The sequence below is a fragment of the Mucilaginibacter sp. genome, assembly GCF_036383575.1.
Taxonomy (GTDB): Bacteria; Bacteroidota; Bacteroidia; order Sphingobacteriales; family Sphingobacteriaceae; genus Mucilaginibacter.
On sequence record NZ_DASVOB010000691.1, the window covers coordinates 1 to 22,307 of the forward strand.

20 protein-coding genes are annotated in these 22,307 nt (G+C 41.6%); 11 read left to right on the forward strand and 9 right to left on the reverse strand.

Translation table 11 applies throughout. The features are described from left to right. Both VF500_RS24225 and dcd read right to left on the reverse strand, forming a co-directional pair. The coding region (locus VF500_RS24225) for a TonB-dependent receptor (protein ID WP_330862138.1) at positions 1 to 2,101 on the reverse strand (2,101 nt) is incomplete at its 3' end. Positions 2,102 to 2,286: 185 nt separating this feature from the next. Beyond that, a complete protein-coding gene (gene dcd, locus VF500_RS24230; protein ID WP_112568810.1) occupies positions 2,287 to 2,823 on the reverse strand; it encodes a dCTP deaminase in 537 nt (178 codons plus the stop codon). 212 nt (positions 2,824 to 3,035) lie between these two features. On the opposite strand from dcd, the gene VF500_RS24235 reads away from it, so the two are divergent. Genes VF500_RS24235 through VF500_RS24245 form a run of 3 tightly spaced genes read left to right on the forward strand, consistent with a single transcriptional unit; the run spans position 3,036 to position 5,151 of the window. Continuing rightward, a complete protein-coding gene (locus VF500_RS24235) occupies positions 3,036 to 3,677 on the forward strand; it encodes a 4'-phosphopantetheinyl transferase family protein (protein WP_330862139.1) in 642 nt (213 codons plus the stop codon). Beyond that, complete coding sequence (lipB, locus tag VF500_RS24240; protein WP_330862140.1) at positions 3,677 to 4,432, forward strand: lipoyl(octanoyl) transferase LipB; 756 nt, start codon at positions 3,677 to 3,679, stop codon at positions 4,430 to 4,432. Before VF500_RS24235 ends, lipB begins: the two co-directional genes overlap by 1 nt. Then, the gene (locus VF500_RS24245; RefSeq protein WP_330862141.1) at positions 4,432 to 5,151 is read left to right on the forward strand and encodes an SGNH/GDSL hydrolase family protein; all 720 of its coding nucleotides are present in this window, start codon (positions 4,432 to 4,434) and stop codon (positions 5,149 to 5,151) included. Before lipB ends, VF500_RS24245 begins: the two co-directional genes overlap by 1 nt. Before the next feature lie 480 nt (positions 5,152 to 5,631). Here VF500_RS24245 and VF500_RS24250 read toward each other — a convergent pair whose 3' ends face one another. After that, positions 5,632 to 7,059, reverse strand: coding sequence for an L-serine ammonia-lyase (locus VF500_RS24250; protein ID WP_330862142.1), 1,428 nt, complete (start codon positions 7,057 to 7,059; stop codon positions 5,632 to 5,634). A gap of 131 nt (positions 7,060 to 7,190) precedes the next feature. Between VF500_RS24250 and VF500_RS24255 the strand changes: the two genes are divergently transcribed. After that, on the forward strand, positions 7,191 to 7,625 hold the full coding sequence (locus VF500_RS24255; RefSeq protein ID WP_330862143.1) for a DUF5684 domain-containing protein: 435 nt from the start codon (positions 7,191 to 7,193) through the stop codon (positions 7,623 to 7,625). 38 nt (positions 7,626 to 7,663) lie between these two features. Beyond that, the gene (locus VF500_RS24260) at positions 7,664 to 7,957 is read left to right on the forward strand and encodes a DUF2752 domain-containing protein (protein WP_330862144.1); all 294 of its coding nucleotides are present in this window, start codon (positions 7,664 to 7,666) and stop codon (positions 7,955 to 7,957) included. 3 nt (positions 7,958 to 7,960) lie between these two features. On the opposite strand, the gene VF500_RS24265 is transcribed toward VF500_RS24260, so the two are convergent. Beyond that, positions 7,961 to 8,719 carry an RDD family protein gene (locus tag VF500_RS24265; protein ID WP_330862145.1) on the reverse strand — a complete coding sequence of 253 codons (759 nt, stop codon included), beginning with the start codon at positions 8,717 to 8,719 and terminating at the stop codon, positions 7,961 to 7,963. 87 nt (positions 8,720 to 8,806) lie between these two features. Here VF500_RS24265 and VF500_RS24270 point away from each other — a divergent pair, with 87 nt between their 5' ends. From VF500_RS24270 to VF500_RS24295, 6 genes are read left to right on the forward strand one after another with little or no spacing between them, the layout of a single operon-like run. Continuing rightward, positions 8,807 to 9,781 (forward strand): stage II sporulation protein M, encoded by a 975-nt coding sequence (locus VF500_RS24270; protein WP_330862146.1) that lies wholly within the window; start codon positions 8,807 to 8,809, stop codon positions 9,779 to 9,781. After that, positions 9,765 to 10,610: a hypothetical protein gene (locus VF500_RS24275; protein WP_330862147.1), complete on the forward strand. Its 846-nt coding sequence runs from the start codon at positions 9,765 to 9,767 to the stop codon at positions 10,608 to 10,610. Before VF500_RS24270 ends, VF500_RS24275 begins: the two co-directional genes overlap by 17 nt. Before the next feature lie 7 nt (positions 10,611 to 10,617). Beyond that, on the forward strand, positions 10,618 to 11,391 hold the full coding sequence (locus VF500_RS24280; RefSeq protein WP_330862148.1) for a DUF4129 domain-containing protein: 774 nt from the start codon (positions 10,618 to 10,620) through the stop codon (positions 11,389 to 11,391). Next, the gene (locus tag VF500_RS24285) at positions 11,388 to 12,563 is read left to right on the forward strand and encodes a DUF4350 domain-containing protein (RefSeq protein ID WP_330862149.1); all 1,176 of its coding nucleotides are present in this window, start codon (positions 11,388 to 11,390) and stop codon (positions 12,561 to 12,563) included. Before VF500_RS24280 ends, VF500_RS24285 begins: the two co-directional genes overlap by 4 nt. Positions 12,564 to 12,566: 3 nt before the next feature. Further along, positions 12,567 to 13,544 (forward strand): MoxR family ATPase, encoded by a 978-nt coding sequence (locus VF500_RS24290; RefSeq protein ID WP_330862150.1) that lies wholly within the window; start codon positions 12,567 to 12,569, stop codon positions 13,542 to 13,544. Between the two features lie 9 nt (positions 13,545 to 13,553). Continuing rightward, positions 13,554 to 14,900 (forward strand): DUF58 domain-containing protein, encoded by a 1,347-nt coding sequence (locus tag VF500_RS24295; protein WP_330862151.1) that lies wholly within the window; start codon positions 13,554 to 13,556, stop codon positions 14,898 to 14,900. A 163-nt stretch (positions 14,901 to 15,063) separates the two neighbouring features. Here VF500_RS24295 and VF500_RS24300 read toward each other — a convergent pair whose 3' ends face one another. The 5 genes from VF500_RS24300 to VF500_RS24320 all read right to left on the reverse strand — a co-directional run bounded on the left by VF500_RS24300 (position 15,064) and on the right by VF500_RS24320 (position 22,273). Beyond that, on the reverse strand, positions 15,064 to 15,855 hold the full coding sequence (locus tag VF500_RS24300; protein WP_330862152.1) for a mechanosensitive ion channel family protein: 792 nt from the start codon (positions 15,853 to 15,855) through the stop codon (positions 15,064 to 15,066). A gap of 366 nt (positions 15,856 to 16,221) precedes the next feature. Next, positions 16,222 to 17,856, reverse strand: coding sequence for a chaperonin GroEL (groL, locus tag VF500_RS24305; protein ID WP_349257184.1), 1,635 nt, complete (start codon positions 17,854 to 17,856; stop codon positions 16,222 to 16,224). Between the two features lie 144 nt (positions 17,857 to 18,000). Continuing rightward, positions 18,001 to 18,276 carry a co-chaperone GroES gene (locus tag VF500_RS24310; RefSeq protein WP_121233304.1) on the reverse strand — a complete coding sequence of 92 codons (276 nt, stop codon included), beginning with the start codon at positions 18,274 to 18,276 and terminating at the stop codon, positions 18,001 to 18,003. Positions 18,277 to 18,577: 301 nt separating this feature from the next. Next, positions 18,578 to 19,339, reverse strand: coding sequence for a hypothetical protein (locus VF500_RS24315; protein WP_330862154.1), 762 nt, complete (start codon positions 19,337 to 19,339; stop codon positions 18,578 to 18,580). A 186-nt stretch (positions 19,340 to 19,525) separates the two neighbouring features. After that, positions 19,526 to 22,273 carry a DNA gyrase/topoisomerase IV subunit A gene (locus VF500_RS24320; protein WP_330862155.1) on the reverse strand — a complete coding sequence of 916 codons (2,748 nt, stop codon included), beginning with the start codon at positions 22,271 to 22,273 and terminating at the stop codon, positions 19,526 to 19,528. Positions 22,274 to 22,307 lie beyond the last annotated feature (34 nt).

The following is a 22,307-nucleotide window of genomic DNA, read 5'->3' on the forward strand; positions in this document are numbered from 1 at the left end:
TTTTAAAAGGGTTTTCCCGTTTCTCACGGATAACTACTTCTTTCAATACAATGGTATGATTGCCAATGCCGTACTTTACCTGCTCGTCATATAGTTTTTTACTATTCAGAAGATAGGCTGATGCCCCATCATTGATGTTCACCTGCAGATCGGGGGCGTTTTTATTAGGTCCAACAGGTTGCGGTGTTACATTATCAAGGGTAATGTCGAGGTTTTTGCGGTCTTTGGCCGTACGTGCCTGGATCACAAACTTGATGCTATCCCTGAAAACAAGATCTTTGAAAGTAAATTTACCATTGGCATCGGCAACGGTATCAATAATAAAAGTTCCTCCTGACGATGAAAACAAGGTGACTTTGCCGTTAGGCACAGGTTTACCGCCAAAAGTTTTGAGATGACCTGTTACTTCAAGTGATCTTTCGGGCTTGAAAACAATCGGCGTAAATTTATCAGCAAGCAGTTGTTTCCATTCAAAACGATGATAGCCCTGGGTAAGCATCAGTACATCGAGGTTGGCTTTGGTTTCATTACTTACGTTGGTAAAGTAATAGTTTGGCTTTTCAATATAGCCTTTCAGATCGGATGTAAGCAACAAGGTCGAAAATATAGAAATTTCGTTTACCTCATCTGTGGTAACCTTCGACTCGTCAATAACCGATGCTGAAAAGCTGCCTACAATAGGTTTATCCTCACTGGTTTTAGCATTGAGGTTGATGGTTACTTTTTCGCGTGGTTTATAGCTCTGTTTTTCTGTGGTAACTGCAAGCTTGAGTTGGTCGGGGTTTTGAACAAAAATCAGGCGCTCGTTCAAAGGTTCGCCGCTTGCCGAAAATAAGGTAAACTGAATTATGCCTGATGGGAATTTATTTTTATCGATGGCCGCAGAAAAGGATGTTGCCCCGTCCTTACTTTTACCTGCATAACAAATTTCGCCGCCTGCCTGCGCTATCAGCGTTAAGCCAGATAGAGAAAGGGTTCCGTTACCAGAGTTTTTGCCGGGGATGATAGATACATAAACCTTATCGTCGCGCATGCTGTTAACGCTTAATACGTAGCCATTATCAACCGCTTTGGGTAAATCAAAGATACCTTCCGAACCATCGGCATAAGTAATATGTGCCTTATATGTTTTGCCGCTTTCGGGTTCAAAATTTATGGTGCCCATACCAAAATGACTTTCGCCCAATGCTGAGATCTGGTTGTTTTGATCGTCGGCAATAAAGCCTTTAATATCTACCCCTAATCCATCGGCTCCAACAGCTTTGAAAGCTACTTTTTCAAAAATGCCGTTAATTAAATTTCCGCTCTCCGGGAAAAACTGAACATCAACCTTATTGGATAGCGTTTTTATAGGTATTGCTTTAGCAACGGTGCGTTTATCATCGAGTTTAAGTTCAGTATTGATATGCCCTGATATTATGGAAACCGGCAGGTTGTTAGTAAAGCTGGCTATGAGGTTACCCTTATCATCAGTTATGCCTTTTCCCCTTGAAATGGATTTACCATTTATTTCAACCTCATAACTAACAGGCTTATTAACATAAGCTATACCGTTAAGGTCGGTATAAGTAATAACAGCAGTTACTTTTTGTTTGCCGTTTAGTGTACTGTAGGTATAAGCTGTTTTGGTGAATACCGTGTTGCTGATGCCGTTTACCACGGTTATGGTTTTGTCGAAAAAGTAAGCTTCTCCTTCATTTCGCATCCAATTGGTATAGGCCCGGATCCGGTAGTTGCCCTCAGCCATACTATCTGCCAGGGCAAAATCGCCCGCTGCCAGACCTGCTGTTAGCGGAAGTTTGAGGCTGCGTTTTACCGAGTCGTTATCATCAATAAGGTCAACATTCAGGGTTTGGCTATAAGCCGAAAGCTTATGTTCGCTGCCGATGGTAACATAGGCTTTAAACCAGATGTCCTCGCCAATGGCATAATTGGGTTTATCAAAGTGAAGGTAAACTTTTTCCTGCGGATGCTCTGCACGCCATTTATCAAGCTGTGCAATGATTTTTGTTACCAGTTCATCGTCGGGTTTTATAAAAGCTAAGGTAGCACCAACAACAAGGGTGATAAGGATCCCAACAGATAGGCGTTTGAAGTTCATAGAAAGGTAAATCTTGAACTACCAAGGTACGCAAAAAGTATTTACGCTTTTATAACAAGTGTATTACTAAGTTTTAAGTCGGAAGTTTTAGGTCTAAAGTCACAAGTACCAAGCCTGAAGTCTGAAGTTAAAAGTCGATTGTCCTTTTTTCTACACTTAAAACTCAATACTTTCGACTTAAAACACTACCACTTATTCTTCCACATCATGCTTTCAACAGGGCGGGTGGTTGGGTTGTTGTATTTGGCGTTGGCTTTGCTGTTGTAAAGTGTTTCGATCTCGCCCTCAACTACAAAATAAATAAGCTGGCCGATGGGCATGCCCGGATAAATACGTACAGGTTGGGCGCATGAAATTTCAAGTGTCCAGGTATTGCAGAAACCAACGTCGCCCTTACCGGCTGTTGCGTGGATATCAATACCCAGGCGGCCTGTGCTTGATTTACCTTCCAAAAACGGTACATGGCGATGGGTTTCGGTGTACTCCATCGTTACCCCAAGGTAAAGCGTGTTAGGTTGTAATACAAAGCCATCCTTCGGGATTTCAAAGCCATCAATCTCATTATGAACTTTTGCATCAAGCACCCGGTTGCGGTAAGTAGCTAAATATTTGCCCAAATGCACATCGTATGAGTTGGTACCCAGATATTCGCGGTTAAATGGTTCAATAATTATATGGCCTTGTTCAATTTCTTCGAGGATGCGCTTATCAGATAGTATCATACGGGGCAGGTTATTGCTGGCGCTAAATTAGGAAAATTAGCCCAATTGCTGCCGGCTTTTATGAACAATATAGGCGGGCAAAATGCGTTCAGTTAGCGCGGAAACCATCGCTAAACCACATATATGTCAGCTGATTACCAATATGTAGCTGCATGTATACAATTTAATTTTTTTTGACATATGTTTGCAACCTATTTTGCAATTTTACTTTTATGGCGATAGCATACAGGCAGCGTATTGATGATGATACCGAGTTTGCGCTCTGGCGTATCGAGGAGGAGGCTGCCGACCTGTACGGCCAGTTACAATTGGATCAGGAGGAAAAGGATTTTGTTGAAAGCCTGAGCAACGGCAAGCGCCACCTGCATTGGCTGGGCACCCGTGTGCTGCTGCGCAAAATGCTCCGTACCGACGAATATATTGACTGCAAGGTTGATGAACACGGTAAACCTTACCTGGTTAACCTGCCTTACCATATCTCATTAAGCCACTCGTTTGATTATGCGGCTGTAATGATCAGCAAAACGCATAAGGTTGGGATAGATATTGAGCAGATCAAGCAAAAGGTTGAGCGGATTGCCAATAAGTTCATGCGTGATGAGGAACTGGCTTTCATAAGCGGTCCGCAAAAAATTGAGCAATTGTATGTTTGCTGGTGCGCCAAGGAGGCTGTTTATAAATGCAACGGACAAAAAGAGGTTTCATTTGCCGACAACATTTTTTTAGAGCCATTTCAGTTTGAGCACCATGGCGTGGTGAACGCGCAATTAAATAAAAAAGATACCTCCATTGATTATACTGTAGGCTATCTTCAGTATGAAAATTATATGATAGGCTACGTAAAGGGCGAGTGATGAAAAACAAAAAAGTATTTTTTCAGGATTGGGGCCTGATCGATTATCAGCAAGCCTGGGATAAGCAGGAAACCCTTTTCAGCGAAACGGTTAAAACTAAAATTGAAAACCGGAACCGGGAAACGGCTTATGAAACGGCAGCAAAAAGCGCCGGGACTACCGTAGCTTATGATACCATTGAAGCCGACGAAACTTTTAACTACCTTGTATTTTGCGAGCATCCGCATGTATATACCCTTGGTAAAAGCGGCAAACCCGAACATTTATTATTAGATGAGGAAGGCCTGAAAGAAAAGCATGCCGTTTATTATCCGATAAACAGGGGTGGGGATATTACCTATCATGGGCCGGGACAGATTGTGTCGTACCCGATACTTGACCTTGATAACTTTTTTACCGATATCCATTTGTACCTGCGTACGCTGGAAGAGGCGGTGATCCTGACCCTGGCTGATTTTGGACTGAAGGCCGGGCGCTATGAAGGTTATACCGGTGTTTGGTTTGATGCCGATAATGAAAAAGCCCGTAAAATATGCGCCATGGGCGTACGTTGTAGCCGCTGGGTAACTATGCACGGCCTCGCACTTAATGTAAATACCGATCTGAGCTATTTTAAAAACATAGTGCCTTGCGGTATTGATGATAAGGCTGTTACTTCCATACAGCAGGAGCTTGGCCAACAAGTTGATATTAATGAAGTTAAAAAAATCCTTAAACACCATATTTCCGTACTTTTTGGTATGGAGATATTATAATGAAGGGAATATTTTTAAGTTTACTAACAGCAGTTACATTATCGGCCTGTGCCGGCAAAAACATGCCGGCGCCGGTTAGCTATAATCCCCCATCAAAACCAGTTACTGTGATACAGGATACCCTAACATACCTTGCCCTCGGCGATTCATATACCATTGGCCAGTCTGTGCCTCCGGAACAGGCATTCCCTAATCAACTGGCTAACCAGTTGAGCGGATTTAAGGTAAATACGCCAACCATCATCGCCCGCACCGGCTGGACAACCGACCAGTTGATAGAGGCTATTGACAAAAGCGATATCAAAGGCAATACTTATGATGTGGTGACCCTCTTGATAGGTGTTAACGATCAATACGGCGGACTGAGCCAGGAAAATTACCGCACTAAGTTTGAGCAGGTTTTAAATACGGCCATCAAATTTGCAGGCGGCATCAGGGAACATGTATTTGTATTGTCCATCCCCGATTATGGTGTTACCCCGTATGCGCATGGTAATGATGCAGTAATTGGGCCTGAGATAGACCAGTTCAATAATATTAACCGTGAAATAAGCGCCAATGCCAAAGTTAATTATGTTGAAATTACAGTCATTTCCAAGTTGGCAGCAAATGACCTTACATTACTGGCGAGTGATGGTTTGCATCCCTCAGGTAAAATGTATGGAATGTGGGTTGATAAACTGAAAGTGGATGTAGGTGCTGTTTTTGCGAAGAAGTAGAGCTATAATGCATTGTTGCTTTAACTGGCCTTACCCTGGTCGAAGTTTAGCGATAGCGTAACTTCGTCCTAAAATAGTGGAAGCATCCTGCTTCCGGGATTATTCAAATAATCACCGATGAGGCTGTATCATAAATCAAATTGACCACCCTTGGTATTGTGTTACCTATGAATTGAAATTTAGCCGATAATATTTATACAAAAAGGGGTTAACATATTTTTTGAAAGAAAAGCACTCAATCAATTGATTGTTAATTATATAAGTAGATGTTGACCCTGAATTGTGTTAACCCTGTTAACCCCCATTTGTAAGTACGGTTGATCCAATCCAAAACTATCATCGCTTAAGTATCTGCATAAAAAAAGAGGCTGATTTATGATACAGCCTCATTCTGGGACGAAGTTACGCTATCGCGAAACGTCGTCCAGTAAACGGACGTTTTGGAGATATTGTCGCCTGGAAAAACTTAATTACTCAAGCCTAACACTCCGGCAAACTGATCGGAATATTGATCGCCAAGCCCCCATCACTTGTTTCCTTATATTTCGAGTTCATGTCGAGGGCCGTTTGCCACATGGTTTTTACCACGGCATCGAGGCTTACCTTAGCTTTTTCCGGGTTGCTTTGCAGTGCCAGCTGTGATGCTGTTATCGCCTTGATAGCTCCCATAGTGTTTCGCTCGATGCAGGGCACCTGTACCAGGCCGCCAATAGGGTCGCAGGTTAGGCCAAGGTGGTGTTCCATGGCAATTTCGGCTGCCATGAGTACCTGGCGCTGGGTGCCGCCCATACATTCGGTCAGTGCAGCCGCGGCCATGGCGGATGATACGCCAATTTCAGCCTGGCAACCACCCATCGCTGCTGAAATAGTAGCGCCTTTTTTAAAGATACTCCCGATCTCGCTTGCGGTAAACAAAAAGTTGATGATCTTTTGCTCTGTGTTTCCATCGCAAAAGGCAATGTAATACTGCAATACAGCAGGGATCACACCCGCTGCACCATTTGTTGGGGCAGTAACTACTCGGCCGAATGAAGCATTTTCTTCATTAACGGCTAAGGCAAAGCAACTTACCCAGTCTAAAGTGTTTTTAAAGCTATCGCCGGTATTCCTGATAGCTGCAACCCATTCCTCGTAATTGCTGTATTTATTATTGCCGATAAGCCTGGCGTTTAATTTGGCTGCCCGTCTTGCCACATTTAACCCGCCGGGTAACTGACCGGTTGTATGGCATCCCCGGTAAATGCACTCTTTTAGTGCCCTGAAGATGTTCAATGCACCTGTACGTGTTTCCTGCTCGCTGCGCCAGGCCAGCTCGTTTTCGGCCACAACTTCTGAAATTCGCAAACCCGTTTTGATGCACCAATGCAATAGGTCTGAAGCGGTATCGATAGGGAATGGCAGATCTACTTCTGCCTTGGACTGGCCAGAATCGCCTTCCTTCACTACAAAACCACCGCCTATCGAATAATAGGTTTCTGATATGGCCTTACCTGTATTTAAAAATGCCTGGAAGGTCACTGCATTTGGGTGATAAGGCAAGCTTTCATTAAACAGGAACATCAGGTCATCTTCAGCATAAAAACTTACTGGCAAAATGCCGCCAAGTATCAGTTGATGCGAACTTTTGATGTGTTCGATTTTAGGTGTTACCTGGTCTACCTCAAAAGTAACGGGGTCGTCGCCGCTTAAACCTAATAATATAGCTATATCCGTCCCGTGCCCATGCCCGGTTTTAGCTAATGATCCGTATAATAATATCTTAACCTGCTGTACCAGCGGCAAGGCCCCCTGTTGCTCAAGTGACTGTACAAACTGCTGAGCGGCACGCCATGGGCCAAGCGTATGCGAACTTGATGGGCCTATGCCTATCTTAAACATGTCAAAAACCGAAATCTGTTCTCTTTGCATCAGGTCAAAATTAATGATAAATTATAATTACAAGCGTTGTAATAAATACGTTGTTCTGTATTAAGTTTTATTTAAAAATTTTATATTTTGCAACAGCTTATAAACACAAAACCTCAACTTAAACACTTAAAATGGAAAATTATCCTTCTTCTGCACCAGCGTTCGGTATTGGTGCCATCTTGTTTTTTGTAGCTATATGGCTGGTTTGCATAGCCGGCGTATGGAAAGTATTTACAAAGGCTGGTAAACCTGGCTGGGCGGCTATTATTCCTATTTACAACGTAATTGTTTTACTGGAGATCGTTGGCAAACCAATTTGGTGGTTTCTGCTGATATTATTCCCTTGTACAAGTTTTATATTTGTTATCTGGACCTATAATTTGCTGGCTAAAAGTTTTGGAAAAAGTGAAGGTTTTACTGTAGGCCTTGTTTTACTGAACCCTATTTTTATGCTGATCCTTGGTTTTGGTGATGCCGTTTACCTGGGCCCATCAGCTAAAGAAGCTAATATAAATAACCGTTTTGGCTCAGACGATTATCAAAAGCCGTTTGATCCGCAAGCATAATTATTATGCATTGTTATAATTTATTTTGCAGCCATTTGATGTTTATTAAATGGCTGCAAAATCATTTAATCCCCTGTCCTTTTAAAAAACTTACCGGCTATGATTGCCCGGGTTGTGGTTTTCAGCGTTCTGTTATTGCATTATTAAAGGGCAATTTGCACGATAGCTTATTATTATATCCTGCTACTATCCCATTACTTATAACTTTTGCCTTCGTATTACTCGATGGCAAATTCAAGTTTGACCATAAGCATTATGCAAAAAAGACGCTTTACCTGATAACCGGCAATATCATTCTTTTTGCTTATCTGTATAAATTATATAATCTGTAAGGGTCAAACGCCCATTCGTGCTGCAACGTGGCTATAATCTTTAACTATGGTTAGTAAAAAATCATATTCGTTCATCTGAGGCGGAATGCTAACGTTAAGATGCTCTTTAACACGTATGGCCATATCGTAAATAAGCTGGCTGTTGCCGGTGCTTTTAAAATTGCTTATTACCTCATGTATCAGTGTAATGTCCGAATCCTTAAGCTCGGCTACATTACTAAATACAGGTTCGTATTCGTCGTTTTGGTAATCAAAAACAAGGTCGCTTAGTTGGGCTTTAGGCGTGGTTTTAATAACAGTTGTGCCCGCAACAAGATCACCAATGCGTTGTTTTTTTTCGGATACAGCTACAGATATTATCGCCCCAACCCCAAAGGTGACTACAAAGTCAATGAGTCTGAAAACCCAGCGGAGCAAAAATTGTCCAAATGATGGCCTTGTTCCGTTAATACTTACCACTTTTATTTTTAAAGCATATTTGCCAACGCTTTGACCGTTAAAAAATATTTCGGCAATAAGGTCATAAAAAACAATGATAAGCGAATATATCGACCCCAATATGATCAGGGCTATTGGTATACTATCTCCTTTAAAATTTTGCACTGTTGCTATAAAGAAGAAGATGATTATGAAGTACAACGCATAAGTTATTCCCATAAAAACGCCTATATCAACAATGCGCGCCAATACGCGTTCGCCCAAACCCGCTACTTCGTAATCAATTTCAATGTTTTGTGATGTGTGGATTTTTACAGTTTGCATGCAATAAATATAATTAACTATTTAATTCTTTATATCTCAACATCAAATATTGTTGTTATTTTAACAAAAAATTACTGAGCCTTTCACATGCGTGAGCCATTATTTATAAAACAGAACTCGGCCAAATGGAAAAGTTATGAAACTGAGCCGGCAAAGGATCCTGATGAACTTGCTGAACGTTTTATAACTATTACTGACGACCTGGCGTATTCCAAAACCTTTTACCCAAAGTCAAAAACCACTTTGTATTTAAATGGGCTGGCTGCGGGTTTTCACCAATCTATTTATCAAAATAAAAAAGAGAAGGCTAACCGGTTTGTATTTTTCTGGAAAACAGAATTGCCGTTATTGTTTAAACAGTATAAGAGACAAATACTGTACTCATTTATTTTTTTCATAACCTTTTTCCTGGTAGGCATATTATCGGCTAAATATGACCGTACTTTCATCAGGTTTGTCCTGTCTGACGAGTATGTAAATATGACAAACGAAAACATCAGTAAAGGCGATCCTTTTGGCGTATTTAAAAGTGAGAATGAATTTGTGATGTTTTGGATGATAGCGAAGAATAATCTCACGGTAACAGCTATTACTTTTGTATTGGGGATAACCTTATCGGCTGGAACAATAATCAATTTATTTAGGAATGGGCTCATGGTTGGTTGTTTTCAATACCTGTTCATAAGCAAAGGTTTAGGGATACAGTCGGTTTTAGTGATTTGGATCCACGGCACACTGGAAATCTCGACCATTATACTGGCCGGTGCCGCGGGGCTCATTCTCGGCAACAGTTTGCTGTTCCCTAACACTTTCAGCCGCTTGGTGTCATTAAAACGAGGGGCTCTTGACGGGCTTAAGATCATGCTCGGGATATCACCTATTGTGGTAACCGCGGCGGTTTTTGAAAGCTTCATTACACGCCATACTGAAATGCCGGTATGGCTCAGCAGCTCCATTTTGGGAGGTTCTTTTTTATTTATAATTTGGTACGTTGTAATTTACCCTATACACCTGTCACATCGTTTAAACATCGTTGAAACCACTAATGAAGGAAAATATTGAATTAAATAAAACGCGGGAGTTTGGTGATGTTATCAGTGATACCTTTGTCATTATCAGGCAAAATTTTAAACCGTTATTTAAAGCCTATATAGCAATATGTGGCCTGTTTTTATTAACAAGTACACTGCTGACTATAATGTCCAATTTTCAGCATACGGCAGAGGGAGAATATTCTGCGTTTTCATTTTGGGGAATAGCAAAGTTTCTTTTTCAGCAGGTTAATTATACGGCTTTGGTATTAACTGCAATAAGTTACATGGCAGTATACCAGCAAAAGCAGAACCAACCGCCTTCCACACTTGAGGTTTGGGCCTATTTTAAATATTACTTTTTCAGGGTATTAGGTACCCAGATCTTATTGAGTATTGCCCTGGTTATCGCATTTTTCTTTTGCTTTTTTCCTTCGGTATACCTTACCCCCATTTTTGGACTGGTTGCGCCTATAATGATCATAGAGAATGGTAGTGCCGAATACGCGATCAGGAAATCATTCAGCATTATTAAGGAAAACTGGTGGTTCACATTTGGAGTTATATTACTCATGTCCATCATTGTTTTAATGGCGGTATTAGCTTTATTTATTCCGGCAATGATATTTTATGGAGGCAGTCAATGGCTAACAGGTACGTATTATAACAATACATATGCTATTGTGGAGGCTATTATTGAACATGTTTGCCAGTTTTTATGGCTGTTGCCTGTTATATCAATTACACTGGTTTATTTCAGCTTAACCGAGCATAAGGAAGCAAACAACCTTGTAAACAGGATTAAATCATTCGGTAAAAATGATTCTGCTGCCGATCAGTTTTCGACGGAGCAATATTAACCCGGCTATGTTTAAACCATCAAACATCCTGCATAAAGCGAGCATTCCGGTTGTTAAACACAATCCGCCTGCCGTTAAAACCGTTTTGGTAAAAGTTCCTGCAACGCTGAAAGTTGATACTACTAATGTTCCTGTTAAACATTTTAATGAGGCGGCAATAGATAAATTTAAAAGTGATAAGGACTTTAATTATCATGTTATAAAAAAAGGAGTAAGCTGGTGGGACCTTTTTTGGAGTTGGATATGGCATTTGTGGGAAAGTTTCTGGAACTGGGTTGCCGAATTGTTCCAAAAGTTATTTGGAAGTGCCCATATGGGGAAAAATTCGGCTAATGTTATAAAGTACGTGATATTGGCTTTAGGCGCTTTTGCTATAGTTTATTGTATCCTGAAATTATTAGGTATCAGTTTTCCTCATCTTTTTAAAAAGCAGGCCAAAAGTGAATCTGTGCCTTATTCGGAGTCTGTTGAAAATATCCATGAGATAAGCTTTGATGAAGCCATAGAAGATGCCTTGTCAAATAAAAATTACCGCCTTGCTGTAAGGCTGCTTTATTTACGCAGTCTTAAACAATTGAGCGATCTTAACCTCATTAACTGGAAAATTGAAAAAACCAATACTGCTTATATTAACGAATTGACCAATGCAACCCAGCGCGAAAAATTTACAATTGTTACCCGGCAGTTTGAATATGTTTGGTATGGCGAGTTTCCGATAGATGGGCAATCATATCAACGGATAAATAACATTTTTCAGGAATTTAAACAAAGCCTGTCATGAAAAGTTTAAGGGTTTACCTTATAGCATTAGGCTGTTTAATGCTCATTTACCTGGTTGCGCAATATAACAGGCCAAAAGCTATTGACTGGAATGAAACGCTGGATATCAACGATAAGATCCCATTTGGTACTTATGTTTTGTACAGCCGCATTAATGATATATTTCCGGCAGCTAATGTTAATACGTACCGCGAGCCGCTGTATAATGTTATTAATGACCATGGCATAAAGCATGCAACTTATCTTATTATTTGTAACTCAATAAACCTGAACGAGTACGATTATATAAAGCTCAGAAAGTTTGTGAACGAAGGCCATGACGTTTTCATAGCGGCATCATACTTTGGCGAAGAGCTTGGTAAGGACCTTAAAATACAAACCCAGGTTGTTTTTGAGAATAAAGATGCGCTTGGTATCAGGTTCGCTAATCCTAAAATGGATACAACACAGCTTTACACTGCCGAAAGGGGGATGAATATAGGGTACTTCAGCAAACTTGACACCGCCAAAGCGCTTGTACTTGGGAAAAACACAAAGCACAAAGCTAATTTTATTAAGTATACCATTGGCAAGGGGCATATTTATTTAAATGCCAATCCGCTTATGTTTACCAACTATAGTTTATTGACTAACGGAGGTATGGATTATGCAGCAAAGGCGCTGTCTGTTGTAAAAAACGATTCCAATTTACTGTGGGATCAATATTATGCCCTCGGCCGGCCGGAAGATGAAACCAGTATGCGTGTGTTTTTACGCAATCCGGCTTTGCGGTGGGCTTTTTACCTGGCGTTTTTCAGCATGGCATTTTTTATTGTATACGAGGCAAAACGTCGTCAACGAATAATACCGGTAGTTGAACCACTAAAAAATACTACTGTTGATTTTGTTACTGTTGTGGGGCAGGTGTATTATGAAAAACGAGATAACTTTGATATCGCCCATAAAAAGGCCATTTATCTTTTAAGCTATATCCGGGATAAGTATTCGTTAAGAACTAATAACCTTGATGAAGAGTTTGTCGAAATGCTTACCAAAAAAAGCGGGGTCCCGGTTTCGTTGGCTGCAAACTTAACCACAGCTTTGAATTTCATTACTACTCATGAAGATATCAGTGATCATGAGCTGATTAAACTGAACCAACTTATTGAACAATTTTATATCCAATCCAGGTAAAACATGGAAAACGAACTTTTTGAACAACGTACCGATCTGGGCAAGCTACATGCTGCGGTTGAACAAATAAAAGCAACGCTCGCCAAAATCGTAGTAGGTCAGCAGGAATCTATCGATTTATTGATAGCTGGTGTGCTTGCGGATGGTCATATCCTTATTGAGGGTGTGCCGGGTGTTGCCAAAACCCTTACTGCAAAGCTTATTGCCAAAGCTATTGATGCCCGCTATTCCCGCATTCAGTTTACGCCCGATCTGATGCCTTCAGATATATTAGGCACTTCTGTATTTAACCCTAAAACAACTGAGTTTGAATTTAAGAAGGGGCCAATATTCGGCAATATTATCCTTATTGATGAGATAAACAGGGCACCAGCCAAAACACAGTCGGCATTGTTTGAGGTGATGGAAGAACGCCAGCTTACAATTGACGGGCATAGCTATAAAATGGATGAGCCATTTACGGTTTTAGCCACTCAAAATCCCGTTGAACAGGAGGGAACCTACCGTTTGCCTGAAGCCCAGCTGGACAGGTTTTTATTTAAGGTGGAGATCAAATATCCAACACTTGAAGAAGAGATAGCCATTGTAACCCAGCAACACCAGCAAAAAACAGCCGATCAGCTAAATCAGATCAGTGCGGTATTGTCAGCTACTGATATTACCGAGATCAGGCAACAGGTACGGGCTTTGCACGTTGAACCTAAGCTGCTGGAGTTTGCAGCCAAAATAATTCATGAAAGCCGCAATAGTAAATCGGTACAGCTTGGTGGCTCGCCCCGGGCTTCCCTTGCTATTATAAATGCTGCAAAAGCGCTGGCTGCCATTAAGGGGCGTGACTTTGTAACCCCCGAAGATATCATATATGTGGCAGCACCTGTTTTACGACACCGCATTATGCTTACTCCTGATAAAGAAATGGAAGGTGTAACCCCTGATGAGGTCATTGCTCAAATAATACAAAAAATTGAAATACCCCGCTAATACCCTGCTGTGAAAAAGCTGATCGAATTGTTTTATAAAAATCTTTTTTTAAATAACAGGCTCTTCGCCTGCCTTACAGGTAGTGTAGTACTGTTTATATTCGGTTTCTTTTTTCCATGGCTTGGTATTATTCCATGGCTGGTGTTTTGGACTGTTACGTTGTTGGTTGTACTTGACCTGTTAATGCTTTATAAAACAGCAAACGGCGTGTTTGCAAAGCGGATTGCTCCCGAAAGGTTAAGCAATGGTGATGAAAACGAGTTGAGTATTTATATCGAGAGCTTTTATCCTTTTAATATGGATATCGGCATAATAGACGAGATCCCTGAACAGTTTCAGAAACGCGATGTTTGGTTTAAAACAACCATGAAGCCCCGTGAGCACAAGCAGATCCTGTACAAGTTAAGACCTACCCGCCGCGGCGAGTATGAGTTTGGTTTTATCAGGGTGTTTGTAAAATCGCCGCTGGGGTTAATCTCACGCAGATACAATTTTGAGCAGACTGAAATACTCCCGGTTTACCCTTCATTTTTGCAAATGCGCAAATATGAGTTGATGGCTATCTCGAACCGTTTAACTGATATCGGCATAAAAAAGATCAGGCGGATTGGTCATAGTCTTGAATTTGAACAGGTGAAGAATTATGTGGCGGGAGATGATTACCGCACTATTAACTGGAAAGCCACTGCCCGACGCGGCGACCTGATGGTGAACTCATATGTTGATGAGAAATCGCAGCATGTGTACTGTATAGTTGATAAGTCGCGCTCAATGAAGATGCCCTTTGAAGGATTGAGCCTGCTTGATTATGCTATAAATGCCAGTTTGGTATTGTCAAACGTGGCGCTGCTAAAAGAAGATAAGGCCGGGTTGATCACAGTATCTGAAAAAATAGGTGCTGTTATACCTGCGGATAGCAGATACACGCAGCTCAATAAAATACTGGAGGTTTTATACAAAGAGAAAACCCGTTACCTTGAAACCAATATGGAGGCGCTTTATACTACCGTGCGCAGGGTAATAAAGCAAAGGAGCCTTGTGGTTTTTTTCACCAATTATGAAAGCCTGCCTGCATTACAACGGCAATTACCATTTTTAAAGCGAATAGCCAAATTTCACTTGCTATTAGTGGTTTTCTTTGAAAATACCGAGCTGAAAACTCTGAGTGAGCAACCGGCCAAAGATGTTGAAGGCATCTACATAAAAACCATTGCCGAAAAATTTGCTTACGACAAAAAGCTGATGGTAAAAGAATTGGCCAGCCATGGGATCCAATCGATATTAACAGCCCCGCAAAATCTTACTATCAATACGGTAAACCGCTACCTGGAGATAAAGGCAAAGCAGAAGATATAGTTGTTTAAGAGTCAAGAGATCAGGAGGCAAGAACCAAGAAAAGAAAAAGAATAAACAAGAAAGCCCCAAAATATAACTCTGTTGGGGCTTTCTTGCTTATTGACTCTTGATTTCCTGCTTCTATTCTTTCTTGTCTCTTGAGTCTTGATTTCTTGACTCTCACCTAAAATCCCGGCTTAGGGAAATTAACACCGCCTGCTGCAAGCTCTTTCAGCATTTGTTCCTGCAGATTGATTTTTGCATTTAAGAAATTGGCCGGGTCAACCCAAACGTTAATGGTAAACCTAACACAATCGTTATCAAGGCTGATAACGCCTACGCGTGCGGCCGGATCATGCAGGATATCTTTATTGGCGTTTACCACCTTTGTCATGATGGCCTTTGCTTTTTCCATGTCATTGTTGTAACCCACACGCATTTCAAAATCAAGACGACGGCGCCCCTCGCGGGTTATGTTTACAATAACCTCGTTAAACAGCTTTCCGTTAGGAATGATGACGGTTTTGTTATCGGCAGTAATAAGCACGGTATAAAACATCTGTATTGATACAACGCGGCCATCCTGGCCCTGTGCTACAATGCTGTCATCAAGTTCAAATGGTTTTAATAAGAGGATCAATACACCACCTGCAAAGTTTTGAAAGGTACCAGATAAAGCTAAACCCGCTGCCACCGAAAATGCACCGATTATGGTGGTGAAAATGGTCATTTCCCAGCCTATGATGTTCATTACCCATATCACCAGTAGTACATACATAGCGGTAATGGTAAGACTTAAAAAGAAGGGTTGCAGCGATGAGTGTATCCCGCGCCTGACCATACGCGTACGCAAACGGTTACGCAGCCATTTAATAAACCAAATACCAATAAAAAATATGATTACTCCACCTAAATAATTGGGCCCGCGGTTAATGACCCAATGATGGAACTCGGTGTAAAATTCGTCCAGTTTCATAACTGGGCGCAAAGGTAACAATTATCTGTTAACTGTACAGGGAAACGAAGAGCTCGGGGCCCTTGAATAGCATCCATTCAACCAGGGTGCTTTGTATTTGTTTAGTTTTTTGAGATATACGTTTCATGACCTGCATTATTCAAATCCTGTGCCTGTTTGGCGCTGTATCAGATTTGTTATGCAAAATTACAGATTAACATATGCCTTATATTCAAAAATTAATCAAATGATTAACAAATGACTGTTGATTTACCTTAGCATGACCATAACAACCTCTTTTAAAGCACAAAACCCTGTATGCTTTTGCATACAGGGTTTTGAATAGTATATATTTCCATACACCCCCTTTAGGGGGCCAGGGGGCTATTACATCATACCGCCCATGCCGCCACCCATTGGTGGGCCACCAGCTGGAGCATCTTCAGGATCATCAGCCAATACAACTTCTGTTGTTAACAACATAGCTGCAATTGAAGCTGCGTTTTCTAAAGCTACACGACCTACTTTAGTTGGGTCGATAACACCTGCAGCAATCAGGTTTTCATATTTATCGGTACGTGCGTTGTAACCAAAGTCGGCAGTGCCTTCTTTAACTTTTTGCACAACGATTGAACCCTCAATACCAGCGTTTTCGCAGATCTGACGTAAAGGCTCTTCGATAGCACGACGGATGATCTGGATACCAGTGTTTTCGTCTTCGTTATCGCCTTTAAGGTCAGCTAAAGCAGCAACCGCACGGATGAAAGCAACACCACCACCAGCTACAATGCCTTCTTCAACAGCGGCACGTGTAGCGTGTAAAGCGTCGTCAACACGGTCTTTTTTCTCTTTCATTTCAACTTCGGTAGCAGCACCAACGTAAAGTACAGCAACACCGCCAGATAATTTGGCTAAACGCTCTTGTAATTTTTCGCGGTCGTAATCAGAAGTTGTTGATTCGATTTGTGATTTGATCTGGCTAACACGGCCTTTGATCTCTTCGGCAGAACCGGCACCATTGATGATGGTAGTGTTATCTTTGTCGATAACGATCTTTTCAGCAGTACCTAAGTAGCTAAGGTCAGCGTTCTCTAATTTGTAACCTCTTTCTTCAGAGATCAAAGTACCACCAGTAAGGATAGCGATATCCTCTAACATAGCTTTACGACGATCACCAAAGCCCGGAGCTTTAACAGCAGCAACTTTCAGTGAACCGCGGATCTTGTTAACTACCAAAGTAGCTAAAGCTTCGCCGTCAAGGTCTTCAGCAATGATCAATAATGGTTTGCCTGTTTGTACTTGTTTTTCAAGGATCGGAAGCAATTCTTTCATCGAAGAGATCTTCTTATCGTAGATCAGGATGTAAGGATTTTCTAACTCAACTTCCATTTTATCAGCGTTAGTTACGAAGTATGGAGAAAGGTAACCACGGTCAAACTGCATACCTTCAACAGTTTTAACTTCAGTTTCAGTACCTTTTGCTTCTTCAACAGTGATCACACCGTCTTTACCAACTTTAGCCATAGCTTCAGCGATCAATGAACCGATAACCTCGTCATTGTTAGCAGAAATAGAAGCTACTTGTTTAATTTTGTTATTGTCTTCACCTACAGTTTGTGACTGAGCTTTTAAGTTCTCAACAACAACTATAACAGCTTTGTCAATACCGCGTTTTAAATCCATTGGGTTTGCACCGGCAGCTACGTTTTTAATACCTGCGGTTACAATAGCTTGTGCTAAAACGGTAGCAGTAGTAGTACCATCACCTGCAATATCGGCAGTTTTTGAAGCTACTTCTTTAACCATTTGTGCACCCATGTTTTCAAGGGCGTCTTTTAATTCAATTTCTTTAGCTACAGTAACACCGTCTTTAGTGATGGCTGGTGAGCCAAATTTTTTGTCGATGATTACGTTACGGCCTTTAGGACCTAAGGTTACTTTAACTGCGTTAGCAAGGATATCCACACCGCGTTTTAAAGCGTCGCGTGCTTCAACATTGTATTTAACTTGTTTTGCCATGATTTTTAATTATTGAACTATTGAATTAGCGAATGAGTGATTGATTTCGCATCCAATAATCTATTTTTTCGATTTTTTTGGTTTTGAACAGGTGGTTTTGAACAGGGATAAATCACTAATTCAATAACTCACTAATTCACTAATTGATTAAAGAACCGCGTAAATGTCAGTTTCGCGCATAATTAAGTACTCTTTACCTTCGTAGGAAATTTCAGTACCGGCATATTTACCATATAAAACCTGGTCACCAACCTTTACGGTTAAAGGCTCATCAACTTTTCCCTGTCCTACAGCAACGATAGTTCCACGCTGAGGTTTTTCTTTTGCAGTATCAGGAATAAAGATACCTGAAGCAGTCTTCTCTTCGGCAGCTGCAGCTTCCACCACAACCCTGTCGCCGATAGGTTTAATGTTTAATGACATAGTTATAACTGTTTATTTTTATTAAGTTTTCAGCCCGATACGCAACATCAATTATGCCAAGTGATCATTATGGCAAGTATTGACAGGTTAAACTGTTTTAATGTCAGCAAAAGGTTATTTGAGTTTTGCGGCTTAACAATTTTTTAACCCGATGATGTCAGGATGTCAGTATGACTTAAGGATGACGAATGAGTAGTTTATGTAGAGACGCATAATTGCGTCTCCTTTAGGACATGTAAAAAAAGGATAGGATGTGCATGCGGCAGACGCAATTATGCGTCTCTACAGCGAAAAACTTCTTTTAAGCCGTTTTCTTCACAGCCGATAGCTTCTTCAACTCATCCTTAGCCTTCGAAAACCATACCCTATTGCTTTTACGTTCAACAGGGCTCAGATGTGCTTGCTCATTAAGCATGTCGGTAAAAATTTGCCATGCTTCCTCGTCACGACCCGCGCGGGTAAGGAATAAGCCGTATTCATAACGGGGCTCAAAGTAGGAGTAGCGGCCCTTCATTAATTTAAATTCATTTTCGGCCTGCTCTGCCTGGTAAGTATACTCAAGCGACTTGGCATAAAGGATATGCGCTTTTGAGCGGGCAAACTGGGGCAGCTTATACAGTTTTTTAGCAATGGGGATCACCTCGTTATACTGGCCTTTTTCAAAGTAGGCCACTATTAACTGTGCCATTACATGTTCATTTTCGGCAAAGGCACCGGTAAGGCTGTTTTTATAGATCTCGAGTGCTTTATCTGTAAGACCGGCTTCAAGATAGGCATCTGCCAATTTTACACGGTTGGCAAAGGTATCTGTAAACCTTACTTCCTCTTCAAGGCGTTTGATTTTGGCTCCGGGGTTTATTACTGCTTCTACATTGATCTTAGGTGCACGGATACCACGGTTGGAAAGCATCTCGCTGTAGATATAATACAGGCTGCCAAATACCGGTAATACAAAAATTATCCAAAGCCATCTTTGCTGCGTGCCACGCCTTATAGAATGTATCGCACAAATTGCATCTAAAATAAAGACGATATAATAATAATTGCCGCCGCCGAAGTACATGCCTGTTTATGATATAAGATTTAGTAATATTCAAAAATAAAGAAAATGCAGCTTTAAACAATGCCGTTTATAGCTGTAAAATGATTTTTTTGCTAATACATTGAGTATAGGATAGAGGAGTACTAATGTTTTGTTCTTTTCACTAAATGAAAAAGCCACCGTAACATTGCTGCCGGTGGCTTTGTATTAAAACAGTCCTAACTGTCCCTGATCGTCAATATCTATATCATCAGGGTTGGTGATCTCAAAATCTATTTTTTTCGGGGGAGGGTTCACCGGTTGAACCGGCGATTCCGCTGATTTTGATGCAGGTTCTGCGGAGGCCTCATCCTGGGATTTTGCGAGCTGATCTTCGTTAATTTCCGAAGGTTCTGAAGCCTCTTCTTCAACCGGATTGGTTTCCACTTCATCCGCGCCGGCACCGTCACTGATCAGCTCAACTGATTTTATAGGATGTTGTGACAGGCGGTTGCCCATTGCTTTCATGCCTTTAACATCAATCACTTCGGCCAGGTTAAGTTCAATAGTTTCAGGAGTTTGATCCTTGCCTTTAAGCTGCAACACGCTAACCACCGGAGCGGTATGGGCCATCAGTACCAGTTTTGAACCCGGCTCATCGCTGATGATGCTTACCTGCTTGCCAAGCGCTATGTTTTCAAACGTAAAACGCTTAACCATATAGTTTTTCGATTTGCCATCGATGTGGATAACCGAATAAACTTTTTGTGCGTTGTACTTCTCAATCAGGATCATCTTATCATCAAAGTGATTGTTGAGATCAAAACTGGTTAGCTCATAAATACCGTTGCTCAGCACGTTCAGGATGCGGTCGTCGCCATCAAACTCGCCCAGGTATTTGCCCCTGCCATCGGCATTAAGGCGTTTTAAAATATCATCATACCAGATTTTACGACCGGCCAGCGTTGATACGCCTTTGCTTTTCAGCATGATTTTTTTAACCGGGTATTTGGTAATAATGTTACCCATGGATCCGCGGCCTTTAATGGCTATGGATGCAAAATCTTCATCAAACTGCAGTTTTTTAAGTTTGGCATGTGGCTTAAGGGCTACATTCACTACCTCGGCCTCGCCGTTAGGGTTGGCTGTAAAGTATAGCACTTTTGAACCCTTGGTGCCTTTGGTGAGGTCATATTCTTTGTCGCGGGTAACGCCTACCACCGAAAAACGTTTGATATAACTGATGCCGCTTTCGCCGTCTTTATATATCATATTGTAAACGGTGCGCTCATCGTTCTTTTTAAATACAGCAACGTGGATGACATCTTTACCCACAAAAACTTTATCCTGCACTTTGGTGATCATGCAGCGCCCATCGCCCCTGAAAACAATGATCTCGTCAATATCCGAGCAGTCACCAACATATTCAACCGACTCATCTTTCTTCAGGCCTGATCCAATAAAGCCATCGGCCCTGTTAACATATAGTTTGATGTTAGCCAACGCCACCTGTGCAGCTTCAACCTTATCAAAGGTGCGCAGTTCAGTTTTGCGTCCTCTGTCCTTACCGTATTTTTCCTTCAGTTTTTCAAACCAGGCAATGGTGTATTCGGTAAGATGTTTTAGGTGATGCTTAACCTGTTTGATCTCATTTTCAAGCGCCTTCATCTGCTCATCCGCTTTTTTAACATCAAAGCGGGTGATGCTGCTCATAGGTTTATCTATCAGCTTTTTATAATCCTCGGGTAGGATGGTACGGTAAAACTGCGGGAAGAAAGGCTCAAACAAACGGTTCAGCACTTCCAGTACCACTTCAAAATTACCCGAGTTTTCGTATTCGGGGTTTTTATACATCCCCTCCTGTATGAAGATCTTAAGCAGCGAGCTGAAGAAAATTTTCTCCATCAAGTCTTTCAGCTTGATCTCCAGCTCCTGTTTTAACAGATCTTTAGTGAAGAATGTGCTTTCGGTAAGCATATCGTTCACACTCATGAAGCGCGGCTTGTCATCCTGTATCACGCAGGTATTTGGTGATATGGATACCTCGCAATCGGTAAAAGCGTAAAGCGCATCGATCGTTACATCGGGCGATATCCCCGGTGCAAGGTGGATGATGATCTCTACATCCCTGGCAGTATTGTCTTCAATCTTTTTGATCTTGATCTTGCCCTTGTCATTGGCCGAGATCACACTGTCTATGAGGCTGCCGGTAGTGGTAGTAAAAGGAATTTCGGTAATGGCGAGCGTTTTTTTATCTCGTTCAATAATTTTAGCCCTTACCCGCACTTTACCGCCGCGCTGCCCTTCATTATACAAAGAAGCATCGGCCATACCACCTGTCGGGAAATCTGGCAGGAGGTTAGGGCGTTCGCCTTTTAATACAGCGATTGAGGCATCAATCAGTTCAATAAAGTTGTGCGGCAATATTTTGGTAGCCAAACCTACCGCAATGCCTTCGGCACCCTGTGCAAGCAGCAAGGGGAATTTTACCGGCAGCGTAATAGGCTCTTTGTTACGGCCGTCATAGCTGGCCTGCCAAATGGTGGTATCAGCATTGAAAACAACATCGAGCGCAAATTTTGACAAACGTGCTTCAATATAACGGGGAGCTGCTGCCGAGTCGCCGGTTACCGGATCGCCCCAGTTACCCTGACAATCGATCAGCAGGTTTTTTTGGCCTATCTGCACCATGGCATCCCCAATGGAAGCATCACCATGGGGGTGATATTTCATGGTATTACCAATCACGTTGGCTGCTTTATTAAAGCGCCCGTCGTCCATTTCCTTCAACGAATGCAGGATACGGCGTTGTACCGGCTTTAAACCATCATTAATATGCGGAACGGCCCGGTCAAGAATTACATACGACGCATAATCAAGAAACCAGTTTTCATATAACCCATCGAGTGAGGTAACAGTATGTAGTTTTTCTTCATTAGGGTTTGGTGTATCGTTTTGATGCAGATCTTCACTCATTATTCAATAAAAACTTTTGGATTGGTAAAGATAC